General features: G+C 46.4%; 17 protein-coding genes and 1 rRNA gene. 1 reads left to right on the forward strand and 17 read right to left on the reverse strand.

Annotated features, from left to right (window positions below; genetic code table 11):
- Position 1: 1 nt before the first annotated feature.
- The 7 genes from LG211_RS11195 to LG211_RS11225 form a co-directional block, all read right to left on the reverse strand.
- On the reverse strand, positions 2-595 hold the full coding sequence (locus LG211_RS11195; RefSeq protein WP_269477546.1) for an ABC transporter substrate-binding protein: 594 nt from the start codon (positions 593-595) through the stop codon (positions 2-4).
- Positions 596-804: 209 nt separating this feature from the next.
- Positions 805-969 carry a hypothetical protein gene (locus LG211_RS11200; protein WP_253020029.1) on the reverse strand — a complete coding sequence of 55 codons (165 nt, stop codon included), beginning with the start codon at positions 967-969 and terminating at the stop codon, positions 805-807.
- 233 nt (positions 970-1202) lie between these two features.
- Entirely contained in the window at positions 1203-3431 is a 2229-nt protein-coding gene (locus tag LG211_RS11205) for a vitamin B12-dependent ribonucleotide reductase (RefSeq protein WP_269477547.1), read from the reverse strand.
- Positions 3432-3526: 95 nt separating this feature from the next.
- Positions 3527-5914: a homocysteine S-methyltransferase family protein gene (locus tag LG211_RS11210; RefSeq protein ID WP_269477548.1), complete on the reverse strand. Its 2388-nt coding sequence runs from the start codon at positions 5912-5914 to the stop codon at positions 3527-3529.
- Positions 5901-6545, reverse strand: coding sequence for an NADPH-dependent FMN reductase family protein (locus LG211_RS11215; protein ID WP_148398018.1), 645 nt, complete (start codon positions 6543-6545; stop codon positions 5901-5903). Before LG211_RS11215 ends, LG211_RS11210 begins: the two co-directional genes overlap by 14 nt.
- Position 6546: 1 nt before the next feature.
- Complete coding sequence (gene metF / locus LG211_RS11220) at positions 6547-7407, reverse strand: methylenetetrahydrofolate reductase [NAD(P)H] (RefSeq protein WP_269477549.1); 861 nt, start codon at positions 7405-7407, stop codon at positions 6547-6549.
- 61 nt (positions 7408-7468) lie between these two features.
- Positions 7469-8557, reverse strand: a complete 1089-nt coding sequence (locus tag LG211_RS11225; RefSeq protein WP_148398016.1) for a hypothetical protein — start codon at positions 8555-8557, stop codon at positions 7469-7471.
- A gap of 195 nt (positions 8558-8752) precedes the next feature.
- On the opposite strand from LG211_RS11225, the gene deoC reads away from it, so the two are divergent.
- Complete coding sequence (deoC, locus tag LG211_RS11230) at positions 8753-9409, forward strand: deoxyribose-phosphate aldolase (RefSeq protein ID WP_148398015.1); 657 nt, start codon at positions 8753-8755, stop codon at positions 9407-9409.
- Between the two features lie 42 nt (positions 9410-9451).
- On the opposite strand, the gene LG211_RS11235 is transcribed toward deoC, so the two are convergent.
- The 10 genes from LG211_RS11235 to rrf all read right to left on the reverse strand — a co-directional run bounded on the left by LG211_RS11235 (position 9452) and on the right by rrf (position 21459).
- The gene (locus tag LG211_RS11235; protein ID WP_269477550.1) at positions 9452-10330 is read right to left on the reverse strand and encodes an MBL fold metallo-hydrolase; all 879 of its coding nucleotides are present in this window, start codon (positions 10328-10330) and stop codon (positions 9452-9454) included.
- A 175-nt stretch (positions 10331-10505) separates the two neighbouring features.
- On the reverse strand, positions 10506-15167 hold the full coding sequence (locus LG211_RS11240) for a leucine-rich repeat protein (protein ID WP_269477551.1): 4662 nt from the start codon (positions 15165-15167) through the stop codon (positions 10506-10508).
- 375 nt (positions 15168-15542) lie between these two features.
- Positions 15543-15968, reverse strand: a complete 426-nt coding sequence (locus LG211_RS11245) for an aspartate carbamoyltransferase regulatory subunit (RefSeq protein WP_269477552.1) — start codon at positions 15966-15968, stop codon at positions 15543-15545.
- Positions 15969-15980: 12 nt separating this feature from the next.
- Positions 15981-16904 carry an aspartate carbamoyltransferase gene (gene pyrB, locus LG211_RS11250; protein WP_253020035.1) on the reverse strand — a complete coding sequence of 308 codons (924 nt, stop codon included), beginning with the start codon at positions 16902-16904 and terminating at the stop codon, positions 15981-15983.
- Positions 16905-17543: an orotate phosphoribosyltransferase gene (gene pyrE / locus LG211_RS11255; RefSeq protein WP_148398010.1), complete on the reverse strand. Its 639-nt coding sequence runs from the start codon at positions 17541-17543 to the stop codon at positions 16905-16907.
- Positions 17544-17546: 3 nt separating this feature from the next.
- The gene (gene pyrF / locus LG211_RS11260) at positions 17547-18248 is read right to left on the reverse strand and encodes an orotidine-5'-phosphate decarboxylase (RefSeq protein WP_269477553.1); all 702 of its coding nucleotides are present in this window, start codon (positions 18246-18248) and stop codon (positions 17547-17549) included.
- Positions 18249-18260: 12 nt separating this feature from the next.
- Positions 18261-19172, reverse strand: a complete 912-nt coding sequence (locus LG211_RS11265; protein WP_148398008.1) for a dihydroorotate dehydrogenase — start codon at positions 19170-19172, stop codon at positions 18261-18263.
- Positions 19166-19891 carry a dihydroorotate dehydrogenase electron transfer subunit gene (locus tag LG211_RS11270; protein ID WP_269477554.1) on the reverse strand — a complete coding sequence of 242 codons (726 nt, stop codon included), beginning with the start codon at positions 19889-19891 and terminating at the stop codon, positions 19166-19168. Before LG211_RS11270 ends, LG211_RS11265 begins: the two co-directional genes overlap by 7 nt.
- Complete coding sequence (locus LG211_RS11275) at positions 19878-21137, reverse strand: dihydroorotase (protein WP_269477555.1); 1260 nt, start codon at positions 21135-21137, stop codon at positions 19878-19880. Before LG211_RS11275 ends, LG211_RS11270 begins: the two co-directional genes overlap by 14 nt.
- 205 nt (positions 21138-21342) lie before the next feature.
- Positions 21343-21459 (reverse strand): 5S ribosomal RNA (gene rrf / locus LG211_RS11280).
- Positions 21460-21602 lie beyond the last annotated feature (143 nt).

Genomic DNA, 21602 nt, shown 5'->3' on the forward strand with positions numbered 1-21602 from the left:
CTCACCAGCGATTGAGTGAAATTGGCGTAATGTTTTGTTTCTTCAGGACTTGACAGCAGTGCAGAAAATCCTCATAATTTTCCGGCACTTCCAAATCATACTGTTTTAGAAGGGATACATTGACATCCATTACATAGACCGCCATTTTCAACGGAATTGAATAAGCAATATCACCAACCATCGCCTGCTCCTTGGCGCTTTTGGTGAGTTCATGGAAACTCTTAAGGCCGGACAGATCATAGAATTGCCCTTTTTGTGCGATGTCCTTAACATTTTCTGCATTAACAACAAAGATATCCACCGCATCTTTTGTATCAAGACGTTTTTCTAAAAAATCGTCAAACCCATCTGCGGTAGAAACGCTGTCTACAGTAATTCGAATTTTGCTGTCTTGTTTATTATACGCCAGCGTCAAGTCCCGAAAGCTATCAGTGCCACCTAGGTCCACACCTACCGGAACAAACATGGAAAGAGCGACCGATTCGTCAACTTTTTCATCAATCGTAATGGTGGAACTGGTTTCCTGGGAGCCGCAAGCTGGTAAAGATGCGGTTAGAACACAAATCAGTGCAAGTATTACCAATCTTTTTCGCATAGCCGTGTCTCCCTCTATTTTTCATCTAAGCACGCAAAGCCGGCCTTGCAACCATACTTTACACATATATAGCTATAGTATAGCAAATAGGTTAAACAAGAGCAACCTTGGAGGCGTCCTCATACATATAAACCGAAAAAGAAAAACTGCGGCAGGAGCCGGCAGCATCCTAGTCCGCAGTTTCTTTTCAGCTTTATCAGGCAGAAGCCTTATACTGCCACATAATAGGTCCTGCCGTCGTGGGTTTTCAGGTACCCCGGCAAAACTTTCAGTTCAGCCACATTCAGAGGTCCTCTTAAAGTACCGCTGCTGTCATACAGTCTGTCTTCTTTGATATATCCCCCATGCAGCAAAATACGTTCTGTTTTGTTCATAATCATTAACCCCCTTTTTTCGTATTTTTACCAATGAAAAAGAAACACTCAGTGCGAATCCAGCCACCTCATCATGGCGTTCTTTTGCCTTCGCATTCTCTGATGATGTTTCCTATTAACTATATATTATATTCCATTATAGCATTTTATACAACTACTTTATTAAAATTCAACAAAAAAAATGGCAGAACCCGCAAAACTTTCGCTTCGGGGTTCTGTCATTTTTTATCTTTTTAGCCGCATTTGCTGTATCCGCACTGCCTGCAAATGACGCAGCCGCTCTCGTGTTCCAGCCGGCTGCCGCATTCCGGGCAGCGGCTTTCTTCATCCGGCTGAATTTCCGGCGTCGGTTTTATGGCGTCCGGCAGGGGCAGCCAGTTACCAAGTGCAACCTGTTTTTCATATTCCTGCTCGATCACCCTTGCGATGGCATCTGGACAGGACGTGCATTTCAATCCGTGTTGACGAATGGTCGAAGGGCAGCGAATTCCCCTCAGCTGATCAATGATGGTATTGACATCGATGCCGCTTCGCAGCGCTACCGAAGCTAATCTGGCCGTAGCCTCGCTCTGGCTTGGACACCCGCCTGCTTTTCCAGTATTGGTGAAGATTTCGCAGATGCCCTGCTCATCGTAGTTAACCGTTATATATAAGTTGCCGCAGCCGATCTTCACCCGTTCGGTCACTCCGGTGACAACGTCAGGACGGGGACGGGGCGTAATATGCCGGGCTTCCTCCGCCTGGTCGGCACGTTTTACTTTTCCGATGTTGAGCACCTGTTCATCCCGGCTGCCGTCGCGATAAATGGTAACGCCCTTGCAGCCCAGCGTGAAGGCCAGCGAATAAACTTTTGCCACATCCTCCCTGGTCGCCTCGTTGCTGAAATTAACCGTCTTGGAAACCGCGTTGTCCGTATGTCTTTGGAAAGCGGCCTGCATGCGCACATGATATTCGGGGCTGATATCGTGGGTGGAAACGAAGACTCTGCGGATATCTTCCGGCAGCTCTTTGATATGGCTGACCGCGCCTTCCTGAGCAATACGCCGCATCAGCCCTTCCGAATATAAGCCTCGTTTCTCCAGTTCCTCTTTGAGAATGGGGTTGACTTCCAGCATTTCCGTACCATCCATGATGTTGCGGATAAAAACATACGCAAAGACCGGTTCCACGCCGGAAGAACAGCCTCCGATGATGGAAAGGGTTCCTGTCGGCGCAATGGTGGTAATGGTTCCATTCCTCTGGGGTCTGTCCTGAGGAAGGATGCTCTGCTCGAAGAGGGGGAAGGTTCCGCGGACCTCCGCCAGCTGCTGGCTGGCCTGGCGGCCTTTTTCCGTTATAAAGGACATGACCTCCTCGGCCAGCTGTACGGCTTCCTCTGTGTTGTAGGGAATTCCCATCATCAGCAGGCTGTCAGCCCATCCCATGACGCCCAGTCCGATCTTCCTTGTCTGCTTAGTGGTAAATTCGATCTGATCCAGAGGATATTTATTGACTTCAATAACATTATCCAGAAAGTGGACGGCCTGTTTCACGGTCCTCTCCAGCTTTTCCCAATCAAAAGTTTTTCTTCCCTTCTCTGCCTTTACCATCTGCGTCAGATTGATCGAACCCAGATTGCAGCTTTCATGGGGCAGCAGCGGCTGTTCACCGCATGGATTGGTGGCTTCGATCTTTCCCTGTTCCGGTACGATATTATCCCGGTTGAGGCGATCCAGGAAAATAATCCCGGGTTCACCGTTTCTCCATGCCGCATCAACGATTTTATTAAAAACAGTTCTCGCATTGAGCTGCTTTACCGTTTCACCTGTATGGGGGTCAACCAGATCGTAATCCTTTCCAGCTTCCGCAGCTTTCATAAATTCTTCTGTAAGGCCGACGGAAAGATTGAAATTGGTAATCTCCGTGTTATCTGCTTTGCAGTCGATGAATTTCAAGATATCCGGGTGGTCGATGCGCAGGATGCCCATATTGGCTCCGCGCCTGGAGCCGCCCTGCTTAATCGCTTCTGTTGCCATATTGAATACCTTCATAAAGCTGATGGGGCCGCTTGCTACGCCTCCGGTGGAATTAACCGTGCTTCCTTCCTGGCGAAGTCTGGAAAAGGAAAAACCTGTGCCGCCGCCGCTCTTATGGATAAGCGCCGCCTGTTTGATGGCTTCAAAAATTGATTCCATGCTGTCCTCTACCGGCAGCACAAAGCATGCGGAGAGCTGTCCCAGATCCCGGCCTGCATTCATCAGCGTGGGAGAATTGGGCAAGAATTCCAGATTGGTCATCATATCATAAAAAATGCTCTCCGTCTTATCCGTGTCAGCATGTTCGTCATGGAGCGCATCGGCAGAAGCGATGGCTTTTGCCACCCGGTGAAACATACCATCTACCGTTTCCACCGGATTTCCATTCTCGTCTTTGATCAAGTACCTTTGCTTCAGTACCGTTTCTGCATTTGCATTTAATTTCATTATTTTCTCCTTAAATCACCACAAGATACTACATATTGTATCACCATGATTTTTATTGTCAATACTTTGTGTTTTTATTCGGTCAAAAAAGAAGGTTAAAGGCCAAAGACTTCTTTCGCCGCTTCCACCGACTTCATCGCATCCTTACAATAATAATCTGCTCCGATCTTTTCTGCGTATTCAGGAGTCAATACCGCTCCGCCAACGATAAACCTGCAGTCCGGCGCCTCAGCCCTGACAGCTGCAATGGTCTCTTCCATGCTCTTTAAGGTCGTGGTCATCAATGCGCTGAGGCCCACCATCTTAATCCGGTTATCGACTACCGTTTGAACCACCTTCTCAATGGGAACATCCCTTCCCAGATCGATGATCTCAAATCCGTAATTTTCCATAATAACTTTGACGATGTTTTTGCCGATATCATGGATATCGCCCTTTACGGTGGCGACGACCACCCGGCCTTTGGACACGCTGCTGCGGCCGGAAGCGGCCAGGCGGTCTTTGATCAGCTCAAAGCCTCCCTGGGCGGCTGTTGCGGCCTGCATCATCTGGGGGAGAAAGATCGTCCCCTTCTCAAAACCCTGGCCCACCTGGTCCAGCGCCGGGATCAAATAATCGTTGACCACGGTCATTTCATCGTTTTTGTCAAGGAGCGCTTCAACCGCATGAATGGTTTCTGTTTTCATGCCCTTTTCCAATGCGTAGAAAAGGTCCGGCTCTTTGCCCGATTGGGAATTGGGCTGACTGGCTCCGCTGCTTCTTTCCATGGTTCCCATGGCCGCATCGCCGTATCGTTTGATGAACGCTTCCGCGTTTTTATCTCTGTTATGAAGCATTTCAAAGGCATAGATGGTCCCCATCATATCCTCATCGTTGGGATTGATGATGGGCAGATCCAATCCGTTTTCCATTGCCAGAGCCAGGAAAGTCCGATTGATTAGCGGTCTTAACGGAAGGCCGAAGCTGATGTTGGATACCCCCAGGACCGTATGTAGGCCCAGCTGTTCTTTGACCATGCGCACCGCTCTCAGCGTCTCTGCGACTTCTGCCTGCTGGGCTGACGCAGTGAGGGTCAGGCAGTCGATGAACACGTCTTTCTTAGGAATGCCCATGCTCACCGCCTTGTCGAGAATTCTTCGGGCAATGGCAAAACGTTCTTCTGCTTTGGCGGGGATGCCGTTTTCGTCCAGGGTCAGGCCCACCACCGCAGCGCCATATTTTTTCACGATGGGAAGAATCGTATCCAATACCTTTGCTTCTCCATTGACTGAATTTACAATGGCTTTTCCGTTATAAACCCGAAGTGCCGCCTCTATGGCCGCCGGATTGGAAGAATCGATCTGCAGGGGCAGGTCGGTAATGGCCTGGATCTGTTTGACCACCATCGGCAGCACTTTAGTATCATCAATATCAGGAACGCCCACGTTGACATCCAGCACCTGGGCGCCGGCATCCACTTGTTCCACGGCCTGTGATAAAACGTAATCGTAATCCTCATCGATGAGCGCCTGCTTCAGCCGTTTCTTTCCCGTGGGGTTGATCCGTTCGCCGATCACCGTAACATGATCGACGGTCACGGCATTGGAAGCGCTGCATATTACGCTGTGTTCCGCCGGTTTTCGCACCTTCTTATGTACGTCCGCGGCGGAAAAAACATCCTTCATTTTTGCGATGTATTCGGGTGTCGTTCCGCAGCATCCGCCTGCCATGGAAATTCCCAGTTTCAGATATTCTTTCATTGCCTGCGCAAATTGGTCGGGCCCGATATCATAAGCACCTGTCCGCGGATCAGGCAGCCCTGCGTTGGGCTTAATAAAAATCGGCAGGTCGGTAAGGGCGCACATTCTTTCCGCCAGGGGCAGAATTTCCACCGGACCCAGCGAGCAGTTGATACCAATAGCATCAACGCCGAGACCTTCCAGCACAGCTGTCATGCACTCGATGCTCGTTCCGGTAAAGGTCCTGCCGCTTTCTTCAAAGGTCATGGAAACAAGCACCGCAAGATCGGTCGTTTCCTTGGCGGCCAGTACGGCTGCTTTCACTTCATACAGGTCAGTCATGGTTTCAATGACAATCAAATCGGCCCCAGAGGCCGCCCCCTGTTTCATAACCTGGGCGAAAGCATCGTAAGCGGCTTCAAAGGACAAGGTGCCCATAGGCTCCAGCAGCTCTCCCAGCGGCCCCACATCCAGAGCCACCAAGCTTTCCTCGCCGCAGGCGGCTTTGGCTGCCTTCACCGCGCTGTCGATCACCTCTTCCAGGCGATAACCGCAGCCTTCCAGCTTAAAGCGATTGGCTCCGAAAGTATTGGCATAGATCACATCCGATCCGGCCTCAATATAACTTCTATGAATGGAGGTGATCAACTCCGGATTGGTCAGGCTCAGAAGATCGGGAGATGCTCCCGGCTCAAGGCCGCTTTGCTGCAGCATGGTGCCCATCCCTCCGTCTAACAGATATCTTTTTTTGCTAAAGTTCAGCACAGTTTTTTCCTTCCTTTCTCAGCTCACAAGTATCCCTCAGCTTACATTCTTCACAGGTGGCCAGATAACCGCTCACCGGATGGTCCGCGATCCCCAGGATAGCGGTCACAGATTTTCTGGGGATCATGATGTGGCTCTGATTCACCGTCAATCCGATCTTTCTAGGTCCGTCCAGGATCCGCACCAGCGCGTCCTGTGTCTCTATGGGAAGATCGCCGTATCCCGGGCTGTACCTTCCGGTCAGATAACCTTCCGTTTCTTCCCGGATCTGTGCCTCAAAAGCATCGCAGATCTGTTCTACCAATACGGATGCTCCGCAATCGAGGAGAACCGCCTCGGCCATGTCCCGAATCTGGCTTTGACGGATCAAATGGTCGACGGCCGCTCCGATGGTCACGCCCATCACTGCCAGCTCCCGGCATCCTGTCAGATGTTTTTTTATGGCGCTGCCCCTCAGCTTTATGTCTCCCAGCTCCAAAACCCGATAAATTCCCTGGGGAGCCGCATATCCGAGCAGCCTTTCTTCCGCCCTCTTCAGAGATTGCTCCAGCATTTCATCCGCCTGGCCAAAAACGCCCAGCCTTATGAGCCATTGTCTCCGGTCTACCCGTTCTGGTGTCGCCAGCTTCATCTTACAGTAAGTCCTTGATCTTCTGATAGATAGCAAGGGAGACGTCCGGGTTATTCATGGTATACAGATGGATCCCCTCCACGCCATGTTCCAGCAGATCGCGGATCTGATCCACTGCGTATTGAATTCCGTGGTTATAAAGCTCCTCCGGATCGTTTTCATAGAGGCCGATCATCTTGGTAAATTCGTGGGGCAGGCTTGCTCCGCTCAGGGCTACGGTCTTTTCAATCTGTTTTTTATTTACGATGGGCATGATTCCGGCGGAAACGGGCACGTGGATCCCCGCGTTTCTCACTTGAACAAGAAATTCGTAAAACAGCTGATTATCGAAGAACAGCTGGGTAATCAGCACTTTTACCCCTGCGCCAATCTTGTATTTCAGGTTTTGAATGTCCTCCCGCAGATTCTTGCTTTCATAGTGGCCCTCCGGATAGCAGGCGCCTAAAATTTGCAGGCCGCTGTTTCTCTGCACCTCGATTGCCAGCTCGTTGGCGTGGGAAAAATCTTTTTTGATCGCTTCGCCGGGAACAATATCTCCCCGCAGAGCCAGAACATTTTCAATGTCCGCCTTGGCAAAGCGTCCGATCATTTCCGTCACGTCCTCCATGCTGGAATTGACACAGGTCAGATGGGCCAGGGGTTCTATTCCGAACCGTTTTTTAATGTTGGAAGCGATTTCGCAGGTGGAATTGTCTGCCATATTGCCGCCTGCGCCATAGGTCACGCTGATAAAATCCGGCTGGCAAACGGACAGCTTCTCGATGGTATCATAGATTTTATCCAGCCCCGACTGTCTTTTGGGCGGGAAAATTTCAAAGGAAAAAACGGGCTTTTTGTGTTCAAATAATTCTGGTATCTTCATATCGTCCTCCTAAAGGTTATTGTTAAAACCCCAGCAAACGCCAGGGCTTTGATTGTTTCTGTCATATGCGTTTATTACGGTTGTGCGCCTCCACCATATCCCGGTACTCTTCCTTGGTAAGAAGTCCCGAGTCCATCAGCGTGCGGAGACTTTCCAGGTAGCTTTCGTCAGGCGTCTTTGCTTTCACTTCCTGACTGTCCCTGACCTGCATGGACTTTCCGTCCGCTGTCACTGATTTCGTTTTGGGAAGCTTAATTCTCACCTTTCTCTTATCCGAAGCAGGAGGATAACCCGTCGTTTCTCCGGCTGTCATTTGCACTTGTTCCTGTTTACGGTCCGCAGGGCGTCTTCCATATCCTGCGGCGGCAGAATTGGTCCTTTTGCCAGCCGCTACGTATATCACCGCGCAAACCACTATAATGATGAGAAACGCATACACCATCCAGCCATCATCGCTGTCGCTGTACTCATCATCGTAACTATCCGTATCAGCGGCCATCATATAGTCGTCATACCAACCGTCGTCGGAATAGCTTGAGACAACCTCTTCTATATCTCCTACGGATTGTTTTGAAGGCGGGCCGCTGGTGGTCAGGCTGAGGGTGATAACCGCGCTGCCCTTCTTGGTAAAGTACATTTGATGATAAAGCTTGCTGCCGTCCTGCATGGTTTCTGTCATCTGCGCATGGATAAATTTCCCCCAGCTGTTTGAAAGAATCTCCATCTCATCTGAGGTCTCCGTGACCCCAAAGGTCAGAAAAAGCACCGCGTTTTCAAGGACGCTTTTGCCCTCCTGTTCTTGATAGAAAGCCTCCAGCTCTTCATCCGTGCAGTCACTGAAATCCATTTCAGCGGCATCGGAATAGTCTGTGGTGTAAAGAATCTGCATCATGGCCTTTGGATCCGCGGACGGGTCTTCTGCCATCATCAGGCTGTGATAATAGTCCATATATTGAGAAACTTCTTTTTCCTCAGCGCTGCAGACAACCCGCAGTACATCTTCCCGATCCGCCTCATCCACCACCTGCCAATTTTCCGGCAGATCAATCTTCACCTGGCCATCGCCAAAGGTCTGTTCCGACCCGTAGCTGAGCGGCGCGGCTAGAAGCACAATCAGCATCAGCAGCATCAGCATGCGAAACTTTCTCATAGGCCCCTCCTTCGATAACAACACGCAATTACAATTCGTTTTATTATACGACAAAATCCGTCCTCCCGCAATGCTCCCTGTGATTTTTCATTTGAGATTCTTGGCTGCTTTGGGCAGCAAAAACAATATCTGGTTTTTATATATTTCAAATTTATGCTATAATGAAAAAAAATTGTTAAGTGAGGAGATTGATAGATGAAACCATTGAACAAATACTTTGATCATACCAATCTGAAAGCGGATGCCACCACAGCGGATATCATCAAGCTGTGCGACGAAGCGAAAAAGTATGATTTTTATGCCGTCTGTGTTCACGGCTGTTACGTCCCTCTGGCAGCCCGGGAGCTGGCCGGTACGGAAATAAAAATCGCCAGCGTCGTCGGCTTCCCTCTGGGCATGGATTCGACGGAAGTGAAAGTTCGCCAAACTGTCTGGGCCTGTGAAAACGGCGCTCATGAGATCGACATGGTCATCAATATCGGCGCTTTAAAAGAGGGCCGATATGATTACGTAAAACATGAAATTGAAGAAGTGGCAGCTGCTGCCGGGCAGCGGCGCTCCATTGTCAAAGTCATTTTAGAGGTCTGCCTTCTGACCGACGAGGAGATCGTGAAAGCCTGTCGCCTTGCCGTAGAAGCAGGCGCTTCTTTTGTCAAAACTTCTACTGGTTTTGGCAAGTCCGGCGCCACGCCTCATACGGTCGCCCTGATCAAAGAAACGGTGGGCGATCAAGTTATGATCAAAGCCTCCGGCGGCATTCGGGATGTTCTGGCAACCAAAGAGATGCTGCGCCTGGGCGCGGACCGGATCGGAGCCAGCGCGTCAGTGGTTATTATGGAAGCGGTGAAATAGTGATTTCTTCCGGTACCGGAAACACCTTCCTTTTCCAACAGGTTACTTGCTCTTCCATTTCATTATATTTTCTTCGAAATAGCATTCCAACTGCCCCTGATCCTGCAGATAAGACAAGTAACACCGCAGCGTAGAACCGGCCAGCGCGTTCTGCACCACATTGGGCTTTACTCCATAGCGGTCGTACACGCCTTTCAAAATGCAGTCAAAACTTTTGCCGCCTGCACAGTCCCTTAGCAGCGCGGCAATATTTTTTTCAATGTTTTTCCGATTGCCCTGAGCCAGCGGCTGGATATCCGCTGCCACATCGCCGTGGGAAGGAATGAAAAGGTTTCCCTCCAGCGTCTCCAAAAGATCCAGGGTATTCAAATATCCTTCCACATCCACCAGATAGCCGAACTGATATTTTTCCAGGGATTTGCGGTTGAGAACGCTGTCGCCCAGGAACCACACGCCGTCATCCGTCTTGATGCCGATCATGCCGAAGCTGTGGCCCGGCAGCCTGATGGACGCAAGGCCTTTCGGCAGTTCAAAGTCCTCCAAATCCAAAAAACCGATGGGTCCCGGATGGCGAAATACCTTGCGCAGTTCCCTGCATGGATAGCCGCCGTACATATAGGCTGCTTCCAGATGCTCATAGTTGGCAAAGGCATTGTCCAGATTGGTCGCGTAAGCCGGGCATCCCCATTTTTTCATCAGATAGCGGTTGCCGCCCAGATGATCGATGTGGGTATGGGTGTTAAGGATAAACTTCAATTTCCACCCCTGTTTCTCCAGAATTTCATCGATGGCCTCTGCCGCCTTGTCTCCATTTCCCGTATCAATCAGACAAACGTCCTCTTCATTTAATTGGTAAACCCCCATGATGTTGGGGTTGTCGATATAGTAAGTATGCTTTCCTGCCTGTATTAGTTCAAACACGTATACGGTTCTCCTTTCTGTCAAAAAATTTCCGGCATTCATTAGTATAATACAAACCTAAAGATTGTACAACGTTTTGGCAGCGGCTTCCCGTTTAGTGTAAGCCTAAGGTGAGCAAAGAAGTATCAAAGTCTTGCTTAACAAATAATGTATCTGAATGCAGCCTGCGTCCTTCTTATTTTACTTTAATTCGTTTTGTCTTACTATAGGCTCCGTAAATTTTAGTTTTGCCAACCTGTTTATAAGCTCTCACTTTATAGTAATAAGTCTTATCTCGCCTTAATTTTTTGAACGTCTTAGATGTTGTTTTGTTTTTTGTGATCAAAGCAGATTTCTTTCCCTTATGGAATTTTCTATTTTGAGCAATAACAACCTGATAGCCCGTTACTTTTTTGTCCCGCACCCAACCCACTTTCAACGTGCGTTTCTTAGTGGATTTAGCTTTTTTTAGTACTGCTTTCTTTGGTTTTACCGTAATGTTAATCTGTTTTGTTGCGGCATTATAATTATCAGTAGCAGCAGCATTAATAGTGATGCTAGCTTTGCCAGGACCTTTCAAGGTTATTTTTCCAGTATTATTTATGGTAGCTACGTTTGTGTTGCTGGAATTGTATGTAAGTTTACCTCCTCCACTGGTTTTGGCGTTTAGATTGAATGGTTTGTTGCCATAAGTTTTGGTAACAGAACTTGCATAAATGACCTGGGAATTTTTATTAACCGGACGATTATCTACCACTGTAACCTGACACACATTTTTAAAATTACCTTCTAGGCTCTCTACTACGATTTCTGCAGTTCCCTTCGATATTCCTTTTACAACGCCATCCTGATTAACCGTAGCAACTTCTTGATTTGAAGATATCCATATTACTTCTTGATTTGATGCGTTGGACGGTAAAAAGATTGCATTTAATTTTACTCGTTTACCCGGCTCTAATTCTAGAGTTTTTTTATCGATCTGCATAGATTCAACAGGTATAAATTTGTCTTTCAATTCTGCTGGATATTCTCTTATTACTTGATTGCCTTCAAGCAGCTTACAAGTTGGATTATCACCAGACAGATCAGAAATGCTAATCTCGTCCCCTTGTTTAATTGGAATACCTTGAGCTTCTTTTCGTATATTAATTCCCTGTTCAGATATTGTCGATATGGAATAATCTACCTGGCCTAAATCGTTTGCTAAACATCTCAATGAATAGTTTTTATCGATAGGAGCTCTTATTATCTTAACAAAATCATTCTCTAATGGATTATACAAAACAGCATAATAAATATCATCCAAATAGCCTTCGCTTGAAGATCCATCGTGCACTGTGCAAACCAATCTTCCTGATGCATCATATATTTGAACATCTACCGGGCAAGCAATCACAGATGTCGACATAATATTAAAAAAGTCCTGCATAGATTTTAAAGTTGAAGATACCTCCAGAGAATAATTATATGCCTTTTTCCAAGTTGTTTTTGACACTTCCATCATTTTCTGTAAGCTTCTTTCTCCCTGTATCCTACTTTTCAATAGCATTTTATAAGCATATACCGTTTTCTTCGCATACCACGCTTTTCTAGTGCCAGTTTCAGCTTCCCATTGCTGCCGACTATCTAAAAGCCAACTGCTCAAACAGTTACCAATGTAGGCTACACAGCGCATATTATCTTTTTGTTTTTGCATATCCGCGATCCCAAAAACAGTATTAGATATACCTACTGCAAACTCATAGTTCTTCTTAATAATTTTGCCATATGGAAGCTTTTCCGCTGCAGCTTCTAATATGAGGTCAACTGATTTCACTTCCGCCGCATCCTTTAGTGACGTCGTCGCATACTTCAATTGGTCTGAATAACTACCATGTATTACGGTATATAGTTCGTCAGCAGCTTCACGTACAGGAATAAAAATGCAGTTCTTATTCAGATATATCAACATTTCTGAAAACATTTCGTCAGCTGTTGCAAGGCGTTCAACCTCATATAAACGATTAATCGTTCCATTTGTCATAGAAAGAATTTGTAGTCCATCCCCAAGCAATCCAATGCTATCAGAAAGTTCATTTGTCAACTTTTTTGATTTTGTAAATTGCTCAATACATTTCACAGCTTTTGAATCAGCCGAATATCCCCCTTTTATTTGCAGATATGCCGATATTGTTTCATATTTACCGTCTATAAAAAATTGTGCCAAAACGTCTTCAGTGCAAACTTCCTTTAGTTGATCAATTTCATTATCCTTTAACCCAAAGTCAATTGCATATGCCCAGTCAGATTCTTGTAATGTTTTTACATATAAATTTGCATATTTATATGCTGTTTCAGCATCTGCCAACTCCTCTACTTCTGAGCCATAAGTATCCAGCAACGCTATCAGAACTTCCCTTGCCTGCTCTTTGGTAGTTGCCAATGAAAAAATATCTTTCCATCCATCTAAACCACAGTACAACATATTTGTTATTGTTTGTACAAAATGGTCAGCAAAGCTTGAATCACTTTCCGCAACTGCCCTGGAACACATAAAATTTTCATCTTTCGTAAGATACATAATACTATTTAGAGATCCCTGATTTAACAACCATTCTTCCAACTCTGTTGAATGATCATAAGAGTAATCACTACCAATTATTCGGAAAGTTCTCCCGTATTTAGCTGCGTATTCCTCGGCTGTAGAATCTAAGTATCCATAAATAATTGCATCTTCTTCAAAGGTTCTTCCACCATTTTCTCCGCTATAAATATCACAAGCTTTATTATAAATTTTGATCGATTCTAAGTTAGGACAGCCGCCAAATGCATATTGCGGTATTCTTTGAACCTTTTCTCCAATGATAAGTTTTTTAACACCTGACATATTTTCACTTATGCCACTTACTCCACCAAACGTATATAAATATCCTGCCCATCCACTTTCTCCCATGGATGTACAATTTATTGCATTAAAATTAATTGTTTCTATGTTATTACAACTCCCAAAAATTCCATATCCTAACTTTTTAATGTTTTCAGGGATTGTAACCTCCTTTAATGATGTGCAGAACATGAAAGCCTTCGGATTAATTTCTGTTAGCGAATCAGGAAGTTCAAGCGTCTCTAAGCTTTTACAACCTGCAAAAGCAGCCCCACCTATTTTCCTGACATTGTCACCCTCGTAAATTATCTTTTTTAATCCTGTACAACCACTAAATATTCCAGTTGGAACCACGGTTACTTTTTCATCAATATATACCTTCTCTAACTTCATACATCCTTTAAATATGGTTTCATCTGAACCTCTACGCTCTGTAATAGCTTCACAATTAATCGTATTGAGCCGAACCGTGGTTAGGCTTGTACAATTTTGAAAAGCATGGTGCTGCACATTCTTTAACTGTTCCGGCAATGTAATTTCAGGCAAAGCGATACATCCTGAAAACGCTTCATATTCCACTATTAAATTTTTGTTATTCGGTAACCTTAAAGCACTAAGATTGGTACAGTTTCGAAATGCTCCCTCTCCAATATACTCGACTGTGTCCGGGAGATTAATTTGCTTTAAACGTGTGCAGTTTGAAAATCCAACGTTGCCAATCTGGGTTACTCCAATAAAACAACCCGCCGTTAATAATTCCTTCCCCTCAGGACAGCGAATTATCATTTTATTATCTTTTGTATACAAAATTCCATCATGGTCTGTATAGATAGAATTATTCCCACTTACTACTATAGACAATAATTTCGGTAAATTTTCAAAAGCATTCGCTTGAATTGATGATACGGATGCGGGTATGTTAATTGATTCCAAGTTGGGGCAGCCGCCAAATGCATATTGTGGTATTCTTTGAACCTTTTCTCCAATGATAAGTTTTTTAACACCTGACATATTTTCACTTATGCCACTTACTCCACCAAACGTATATAAATATCCTGCCCATCCACTTTCTCCCATGGATGTACAATTTATTGCATTAAAATTAATTGTTTCTATGTTATTACAACTCCCAAAAACTCCATATCCTAACTTTTTAATGTTTTCAGGGATTGTAACCTCCTTTAATGATGTGCAGAACATGAAAGCCTTCGGATTAATTTCTGTTAGCGAATCAGGAAGTTCAAGCGTCTCTAAGCTTTTGCAACCTGCAAAAGCAGCCCCACCTATTTTCCTGACATTGTCACCCTCGTAAACTATCTTTTTTAATCCTGTACAACCACTAAATATTCCAGTTGGAACCACGGTTACTTTTTCGCCGATATATACCTTCTCTAACTTCATACATCCTTTAAATATGGTTTCATCTGAACCTCTACGCTCTGTAATAGCTTCACAATTAATCGTATTGAGCCGAACCGTGGTTAGGCTTGTACAATTTTGAAAAGCATGGTGCTGCACATTCTTTAACTGTTCCGGCAATGTAATTTCAAGCAAATCAATACATCCAGAAAACGCTTCATATTCCACTATTAAATTCTTGTTATTTGGTAACCTTAAAGCACTAAGATTGGTACAGTTTCGAAATGCTCCCTCTCCAATATACTCAATTGTGTCCGGAAGATTAACTGAAGTAATTTCTCGGCAGCCTTCTAGTAGACAATTTTTTATATGAACGATTGTATATGTATTTCCATCATAGGTTACATACGCTCCAAAATTAATTTCTCCTTTTTTCTCCCGATTATAGTTGATAATCTCTACTTTATCAGTGGAAACAATTTTGTATTCAATATTGTCAACCGTAAAAGTTTGATTGTCTAAAGTTTCTGCTGCAAACACATCACTTTTACCAATCGATAATACTATTACAACAAAAATAACTATTATAACTAAAACATCTACACTATGCACCGTGTATCGCTTAAGCTTATACATAACAGCACGTCTCCTTTACTAGTTTTCACCTAGTCCTGATAAAACTTCACGTACTTTATATGAAAATACCCTGTTCAAAAAGAAAATTAACCTCCAAGGGCAATCATATCCATACATCCAATTCTAGAATAGACGATCAATTTTAAATTGTCAAGTTTTTCCTTTTATATATATTACTGAATCATACAAGTTCAATCCTTCTAGTTTCTTTCATAAACATATAGATCAGCCGTTATTATCTTACTGCTTATGAGCCCTCCTCATTTGAATCAAAGGGACTTATTTTACAGCTCCTTTACCATACTTCTTCGGCGACCAAAAACAGGACCGGGCGCAAATACAATCATCGCGCCCGGCCCGGATCCCCGTTAAAAACTATTTATATTCCTTATGCTCCACATCGCAGTAGGCACAGCGGTAAATTTTCTTTTCCTTATCCGCCAGCTTGAACATATGGGTGATTTCCTGCTCCACAGAAGTGATGCATCTGGGGTTCTTGCATTTGATCACATTGGTCAGCGTTTCCGGCAGTTCCAGGTGTTCTTTCTTGGTTAGAACGCCGTCTTTCACCCGATTGATGGTGATATTGCTGTCGATATATCCCAGCATTTCAAAATCCAGTTCGATTTCATCGTCGATCTTAATGATATCCTTTTTGCCGTATTTGCTGCTGCGGACATTCTGCACCACCGCCACGCTGCAATCCAGCTTATCCAGTCCCAGATAGTTATAAATCTGCATGCTTTTTCCCGCTTTAATATGGTCCAATACGATTCCAGTCGTTACGCCGTCGATATTCATCTTCCATCCCTCCTATTTTATACCTAACAGATTCAAAATCAGCGCCATTCTGATGTGTTTTCCGCACAGCGCCTGTTCAAAATAGCAAGCCCTCGGGTCATCGTCCACTTTTACGGAAATCTCATTTACCCTGGGCAGCGGATGCATGATCGTCAAATCTTTCTTAGCGCTTTCCAGCTTGTCCATATCCAGAATATAAGTATCTTTCAGTCTGATATAGTCCTCTTCATTGAAGAAACGTTCTCTTTGCACGCGAGTCATATACAGCACATCCAACTGAGGCATGACTTCCTCCATGCTTTCCACTTCGCACCATTCAACGCCCGCACTGCGCAGTTTTTCACGGATGTACTCCGGCACCCTCAGTTCTTCCGGTGAAATGAGCACAAACTTCACATTGGGATAACGGAGCATGGCTTCGATGAGAGAATGAACCGTTCTGCCAAACTGCAGGTCCCCGCACAGCCCCAGGGTAATGTTGCCCAGTTCTCCCTTTTTTCTTTTAATGGTCAAAAGGTCGGTCAGCGTCTGGGTCGGATGGAAATGTCCGCCGTCGCCGGCATTGATAATGGGCACAGTCGTTCTTCGGGAAGCCACTAAAGGCGCTCCTTCTTTCGGATGGCGCATGGCGATAATATCCGCATAACAGCCGACTGTCCTCACAGTATCGCTGACGCTCTCTCCTTTTGCCGCTGAGCTGGAAGACGCTTCGGAAAAGCCCAGAACTGATCCACCCAGTTCCAGCATGGCCGCTTCAAAGCTGAGTCTGGTTCTGGTACTCGGTTCGAAAAACAGCGTGGCAAGCTTTTTCCCTCTGCAGATCTCTTCATACTGGTCGTGGTTTGCAACAATGTCATCGGCCACATCGATCAAGTGGTCGATCTCTTCCACGGACATATCTAAAATACTGATCAAATTACGAATTGTTTCACTCATTTATTTATCTCCTTTCATCCATCCTTCGTCAGAAGGGTTGTTTCTAAACGCGATCAACCGCTCCACGTCGCTGTCTTTGATGTAACCTTCTTCTGCAGCAACCTCAACCAAAGTATCCAAGTCACAAAGGCTTACGTTTTTAATGCCGGTTGCATCCATTCTCTCGATACCTTTGGCCATGCCGTATGTAAAGATGCTGGCGATTCCCAGAACTTCAGCTCCGGCGTTTCTCAGCGCTTCCACTGTTTCCAGGACCGACCCGCCCGTGGAAATCAAGTCTTCAATGACGACCACCTTCTGGCCCTTTTCCAGCTTTCCTTCGATCTGGTTGGTTCTTCCGTGGTCCTTTGCCGAACCTCTCACGTATCCCATGGGAAGGTCCATGATGTGTCCCGTAATGGCCGCATGGGCAATTCCGGCCGTGCTGGTTCCCATCAGCACTTCACACTGGGGGTAATGCTCCCGGATCACCGCCGCCAGTCCCTGCTCCACTTTGATACGAACCTGGGGCGCTGTCAGCGTCAGTCGGTTGTCGCAATAGATGGGGCTTTTGATACCGCTGGCCCAGGTAAAAGGCTCATCCGGTCTTAAAAATACAGCTCCAATGGACAACAGTCCTTTTGCAATTTCTTTTTTCATAATCTATACCTCCACAAAATCTTCTACACAACGGTTATATGCGGCTACCGGATCGTCGGCCTGGGTGATCGGTCTGCCCACGACAATGTAATCGGAACCCAGTTCCTTGGCTTTCGCCGGGGTGGTCACCCGCACTTGGTCGCCTTTTGATGCGTTGTCAAAGCGCACGCCCGGCGTTATGGTTAGAAAATCCCTTCCGCATGTGTCGTGAATTTTCCCTGCTTCCAGCGGAGAGCAAACGACTCCGTCCAATCCGGCCATATCGGCGTTTTCCGCATAACGGATAACCACTTTATCCAGGTCTTCCTCAATGAGCAGTTCCTCGGTCATCCGCTCCTGGCTGGTGGATGTCAGCTGGGTCACTGCGATGAGAAGCGGTCTGGTGCCGTCCTCCCTGGTCAGGCCCCGCAAAGCTGCTTTCATCATTTCGATGGTTCCCGCAGCGTGGAGGTTGACCATATCCACATCCAGCCTTGACAGGACTGCCATGGCCTTCTCCACCGTATTGGGGATATCGTGGAGCTTCAGATCTAAGAACAGCTGGTGTCCACGCTTTTTAATTTCCCTGACAATGGCCGGCCCCTCTGCATAGTAGAGCTCCATGCCCACCTTGACATAGGGCTTCTTGTCCGTAAACCTGTCTAAAAACTCTAACGCCTCTTTTCCATTCTTAAAATCCAATGCGATAATTACATCTTTTCCCATCACGTACCTCCTCTATTCAACGATTCCGATAATATCCTCAAGCCTTTGGATCCCCAGCTTCTCCATAAGATGGGGGAGTTCCTCGATGATTTCTTTGCATACATAGGGGTTAACCAGATTGGCTGCTCCGATTTGAACCGCGGATGCGCCTGCCATCATCATTTCGATCACATCCTGGGCAGTGGAAATACCGCCCATGCCGATGACCGGGATGTTCACTGCTTTTGCCGCCTGGTAAACCATTCTCACTGCCACCGGAAAAATGGCTGGTCCGGAAAAGCCGCCCATTTTGTTGGCAATTACCGGCTGGCGCTTTTTGATATCAATGCGCATTCCCAGCAGCGTATTGATCAGGCTCAGCCCGTCGGCTCCCGCGCTTTCACAAGCCTTGGCTATGGAAACGATATCCGTTACATTGGGGCTCAGTTTGATGTAGACGGGTTTGGTCGTCACTTTTTTGACTGCCTCTGTCACCGCAGCCGCGCTTTCAGGAAGCACGCCGAAAGCCATGCCGCCGTCATGAACATTGGGACAGCTAACGTTTACTTCAATGATTCCCACCTGCTCCTGCTGATCCATGGCCTTTGCGCAGGCTGCGTATTCATCGATGGAAAACCCGCTCACATTAGCAATCACTGGCTTTTGGTAAATCTGTGCAAGCTCTGGCAGTTCCTTTGCGATCACCGCTTCCAGTCCCGGGTTCTGCAGTCCCACGGAATTGATCATTCCCTGGCTGCACTCGGCGATCCTGGGCTGGGGGTTGCCGAATCTGGCTTCCACAGTAGTTCCTTTAAAAGAAATGGAGCCCAATATATTCAAATCGTAAAACTCGGTATATTCTTTGCCATAGCCGAAGGTCCCGCTTGCAGGAATAATGGGATTGTCCAGGACAAGACCGCTGAGGGTCACCTTTGTATCTACCATAGGATTTCCTCCTTTTCTAACACCGGGCCCTCTTTGCAGATTCGCTTTGACCCATATTTTGTCTGACAGCTGCATCCCATGCATCCGCCGAATCCGCAGGCCATTCTGGCTTCAAAGCTGAATTGTCCGTCCTTTGTCCGGTCATAGACAGCCTTTAACATGGGTTCGGGTCCGCAGGCGCAAACATATTCCGGATTCTTCATGGCGTCGGTTACAAAGCCCTTAATTCCATAGCTTCCGTCGGCTGTTGTTACCTTCACGTCCGCTCCCAGAGCGCGAAAAGCTTGTTCGTAAAACAGCTCTTCTTTTGTGTTGAATCCCAGTATGACCTGAGGTTTTTTGCCCCGTTTCAGCAAAGCTTTGGCAAGCCCGTACATGGGCGGGATTCCAACACCTCCGCCGGCAAGGACCGGGCTCGTTTTTTCAATTTTGTCCAGATCATAGCCATTTCCCAGAGGTCCAAGTATGTCCAGCTCCTCGCCCGGTTTCATCTCAGCCATTTTCTCCGTCCCCATTCCAACGACTTTGTAAATGATCGTCAGCAAATCCGGCTCCCAGTCGCAAATCGAAATGGGGCGTCTCAGATAAAGCCCTTCCAGTTTTATGTTGACAAACTGTCCCGGCGCTGTAATTTGAGAGGTGTCTCCCTGCAGCTTCATCTCATAAATATCCCTGGCCAGTTTTCGATTGGATTGAATTTGATATTTACTTGTTTTCATAAACGTTCACTCCATTCACAAAGGTTGCAACGGTTTTTCCGGTCACTTCCATGCCCGCAAAGGGTGTGCTCCGTCCTTTTGACAGAAAGCTGTTTGGGTCGATCCGGTAGGTGCTCTCCAAATCCAGAATTGCCAGGTCCGCGATCTGCCCTTCCTGCAAAGCACCGCCTTCTATGCCGAAGAGCCGGCGCGGGGCGATAGCCATTCGGTAAACCAGCTGCTCCAGAGAAAGCTTCCCGGTCTTAACCAGCGCTGTATACAATACCGGAAATGCGGTTTCCAGCCCTACGATTCCAAATGCGCTGCCCTCAAGCCCCTTGCTTTTTTCTTCCTGGCTATGGGGCGCATGGTCGGTCGCAATCACATCGATGGTTCCGTCTAAAAGGCCTTCGATCAAGGCTTCCCGATCTTCTTTTGTACGAATGGGCGGATTCATTTTGAATCGGCCGTCTTCCTGCAAGTCCTCGTCGCAGAATACCAGATAATGAGGCGCTGTTTCGCAGGATATCTTTACGCCCTCAGCCTTTGCCTGGCGGATCAGCGCAACTGTTTCCTTTGTGGAGATGTGGCACACATGATATCTTGCCCCCGTTTTTTTGCATAACGCAATGTCCCGCTTGACCTGTCCCCATTCGCTTTCTGAACAAATCCCCTTATGTCCATGGGCTTTTGCATAAGCTCCGTCGTGAATGTATCCGCCGTCAAGCAGCGTTTCATCTTCGCAGTGGGCTACAATCATTTTGTTTAAAGCATTTGCTTTCTTCATCGCCTCTTCCATCAGATCAGCGGTCTGAACGCCTTTTCCATCATCGGAAAAAGCGATCACTTGATCCTTCAAGGCGTCCATATCGGAAAGCATGCCTCTGCCGTTCTGTTCTTTTGTAATGGTTCCATAAGGATAAACTTTAATGACAGCATCCCTTTCAATGAGCTCCAGCTGCTGCCTGAGCCCGTCTGCTGTCGATGGCACCGGGCTTAAATTGGGCATGGCGCAAACAGCTGTATATCCGCCTCTGGCCGCTGCCATGGTCCCGGTTTTCATGGACTCTTTATAAAAAAAACCAGGTTCCCGAAGATGTACGTGCACATCGACTAAACCTGGAATTATAAAGAAAGAATCGCAGTCAAGTCTTTCATCGTATTTATCAAAATGGGAAAGAGACAAACGATCGTCAATGACAAAAACGTCTCTTTTCTCGAATCCATTGCCTGTGAAAATATATCCGTTTTTCAGTAATGTTTTCATACCTTTTCCCTTTCATTCGTGTTTTGGCCTAAATCTTCGATAGTATACCACAGGGTCCTTCCGGCCGTCAATAGGAAATGAAAATATTTTTTGTTTTGTGAGGCCTGGGTGAGTTGCAGGCAGCACTCCTCCGCTCACTGTGTTCCTTTCGCTGTCCAATTTTACATAAAAATAGAGACTGTTTAAACAGTCTCTATTTTTGTAAAATTGGCAACGTCCTACTTTCCCAGGCAGTCACCCGCCAAGTATCATCAGCGCTAAGGAGCTTAACTTCTGTGTTCGAGATGGGAACAGGTGTGACCTCCTTGCTATCGTCACCAAATCAGATCCCCTACCCAAGCGTCTTACTTGTTAAGTAGGTATCCGTTCTTTCTTGCGAAGGCTTCTTTTGTACCTTCAAAACTGAATAATGTCAAGTGTCTTTCTTCCTTTACACGCTTCTTCCTTGAAACCATTGGTCAAGCG

This window comes from Hominibacterium faecale, from assembly GCF_020734085.1.
Taxonomy (GTDB): Bacteria; Bacillota; Clostridia; order Peptostreptococcales; family Anaerovoracaceae; genus Hominibacterium; species Hominibacterium faecale.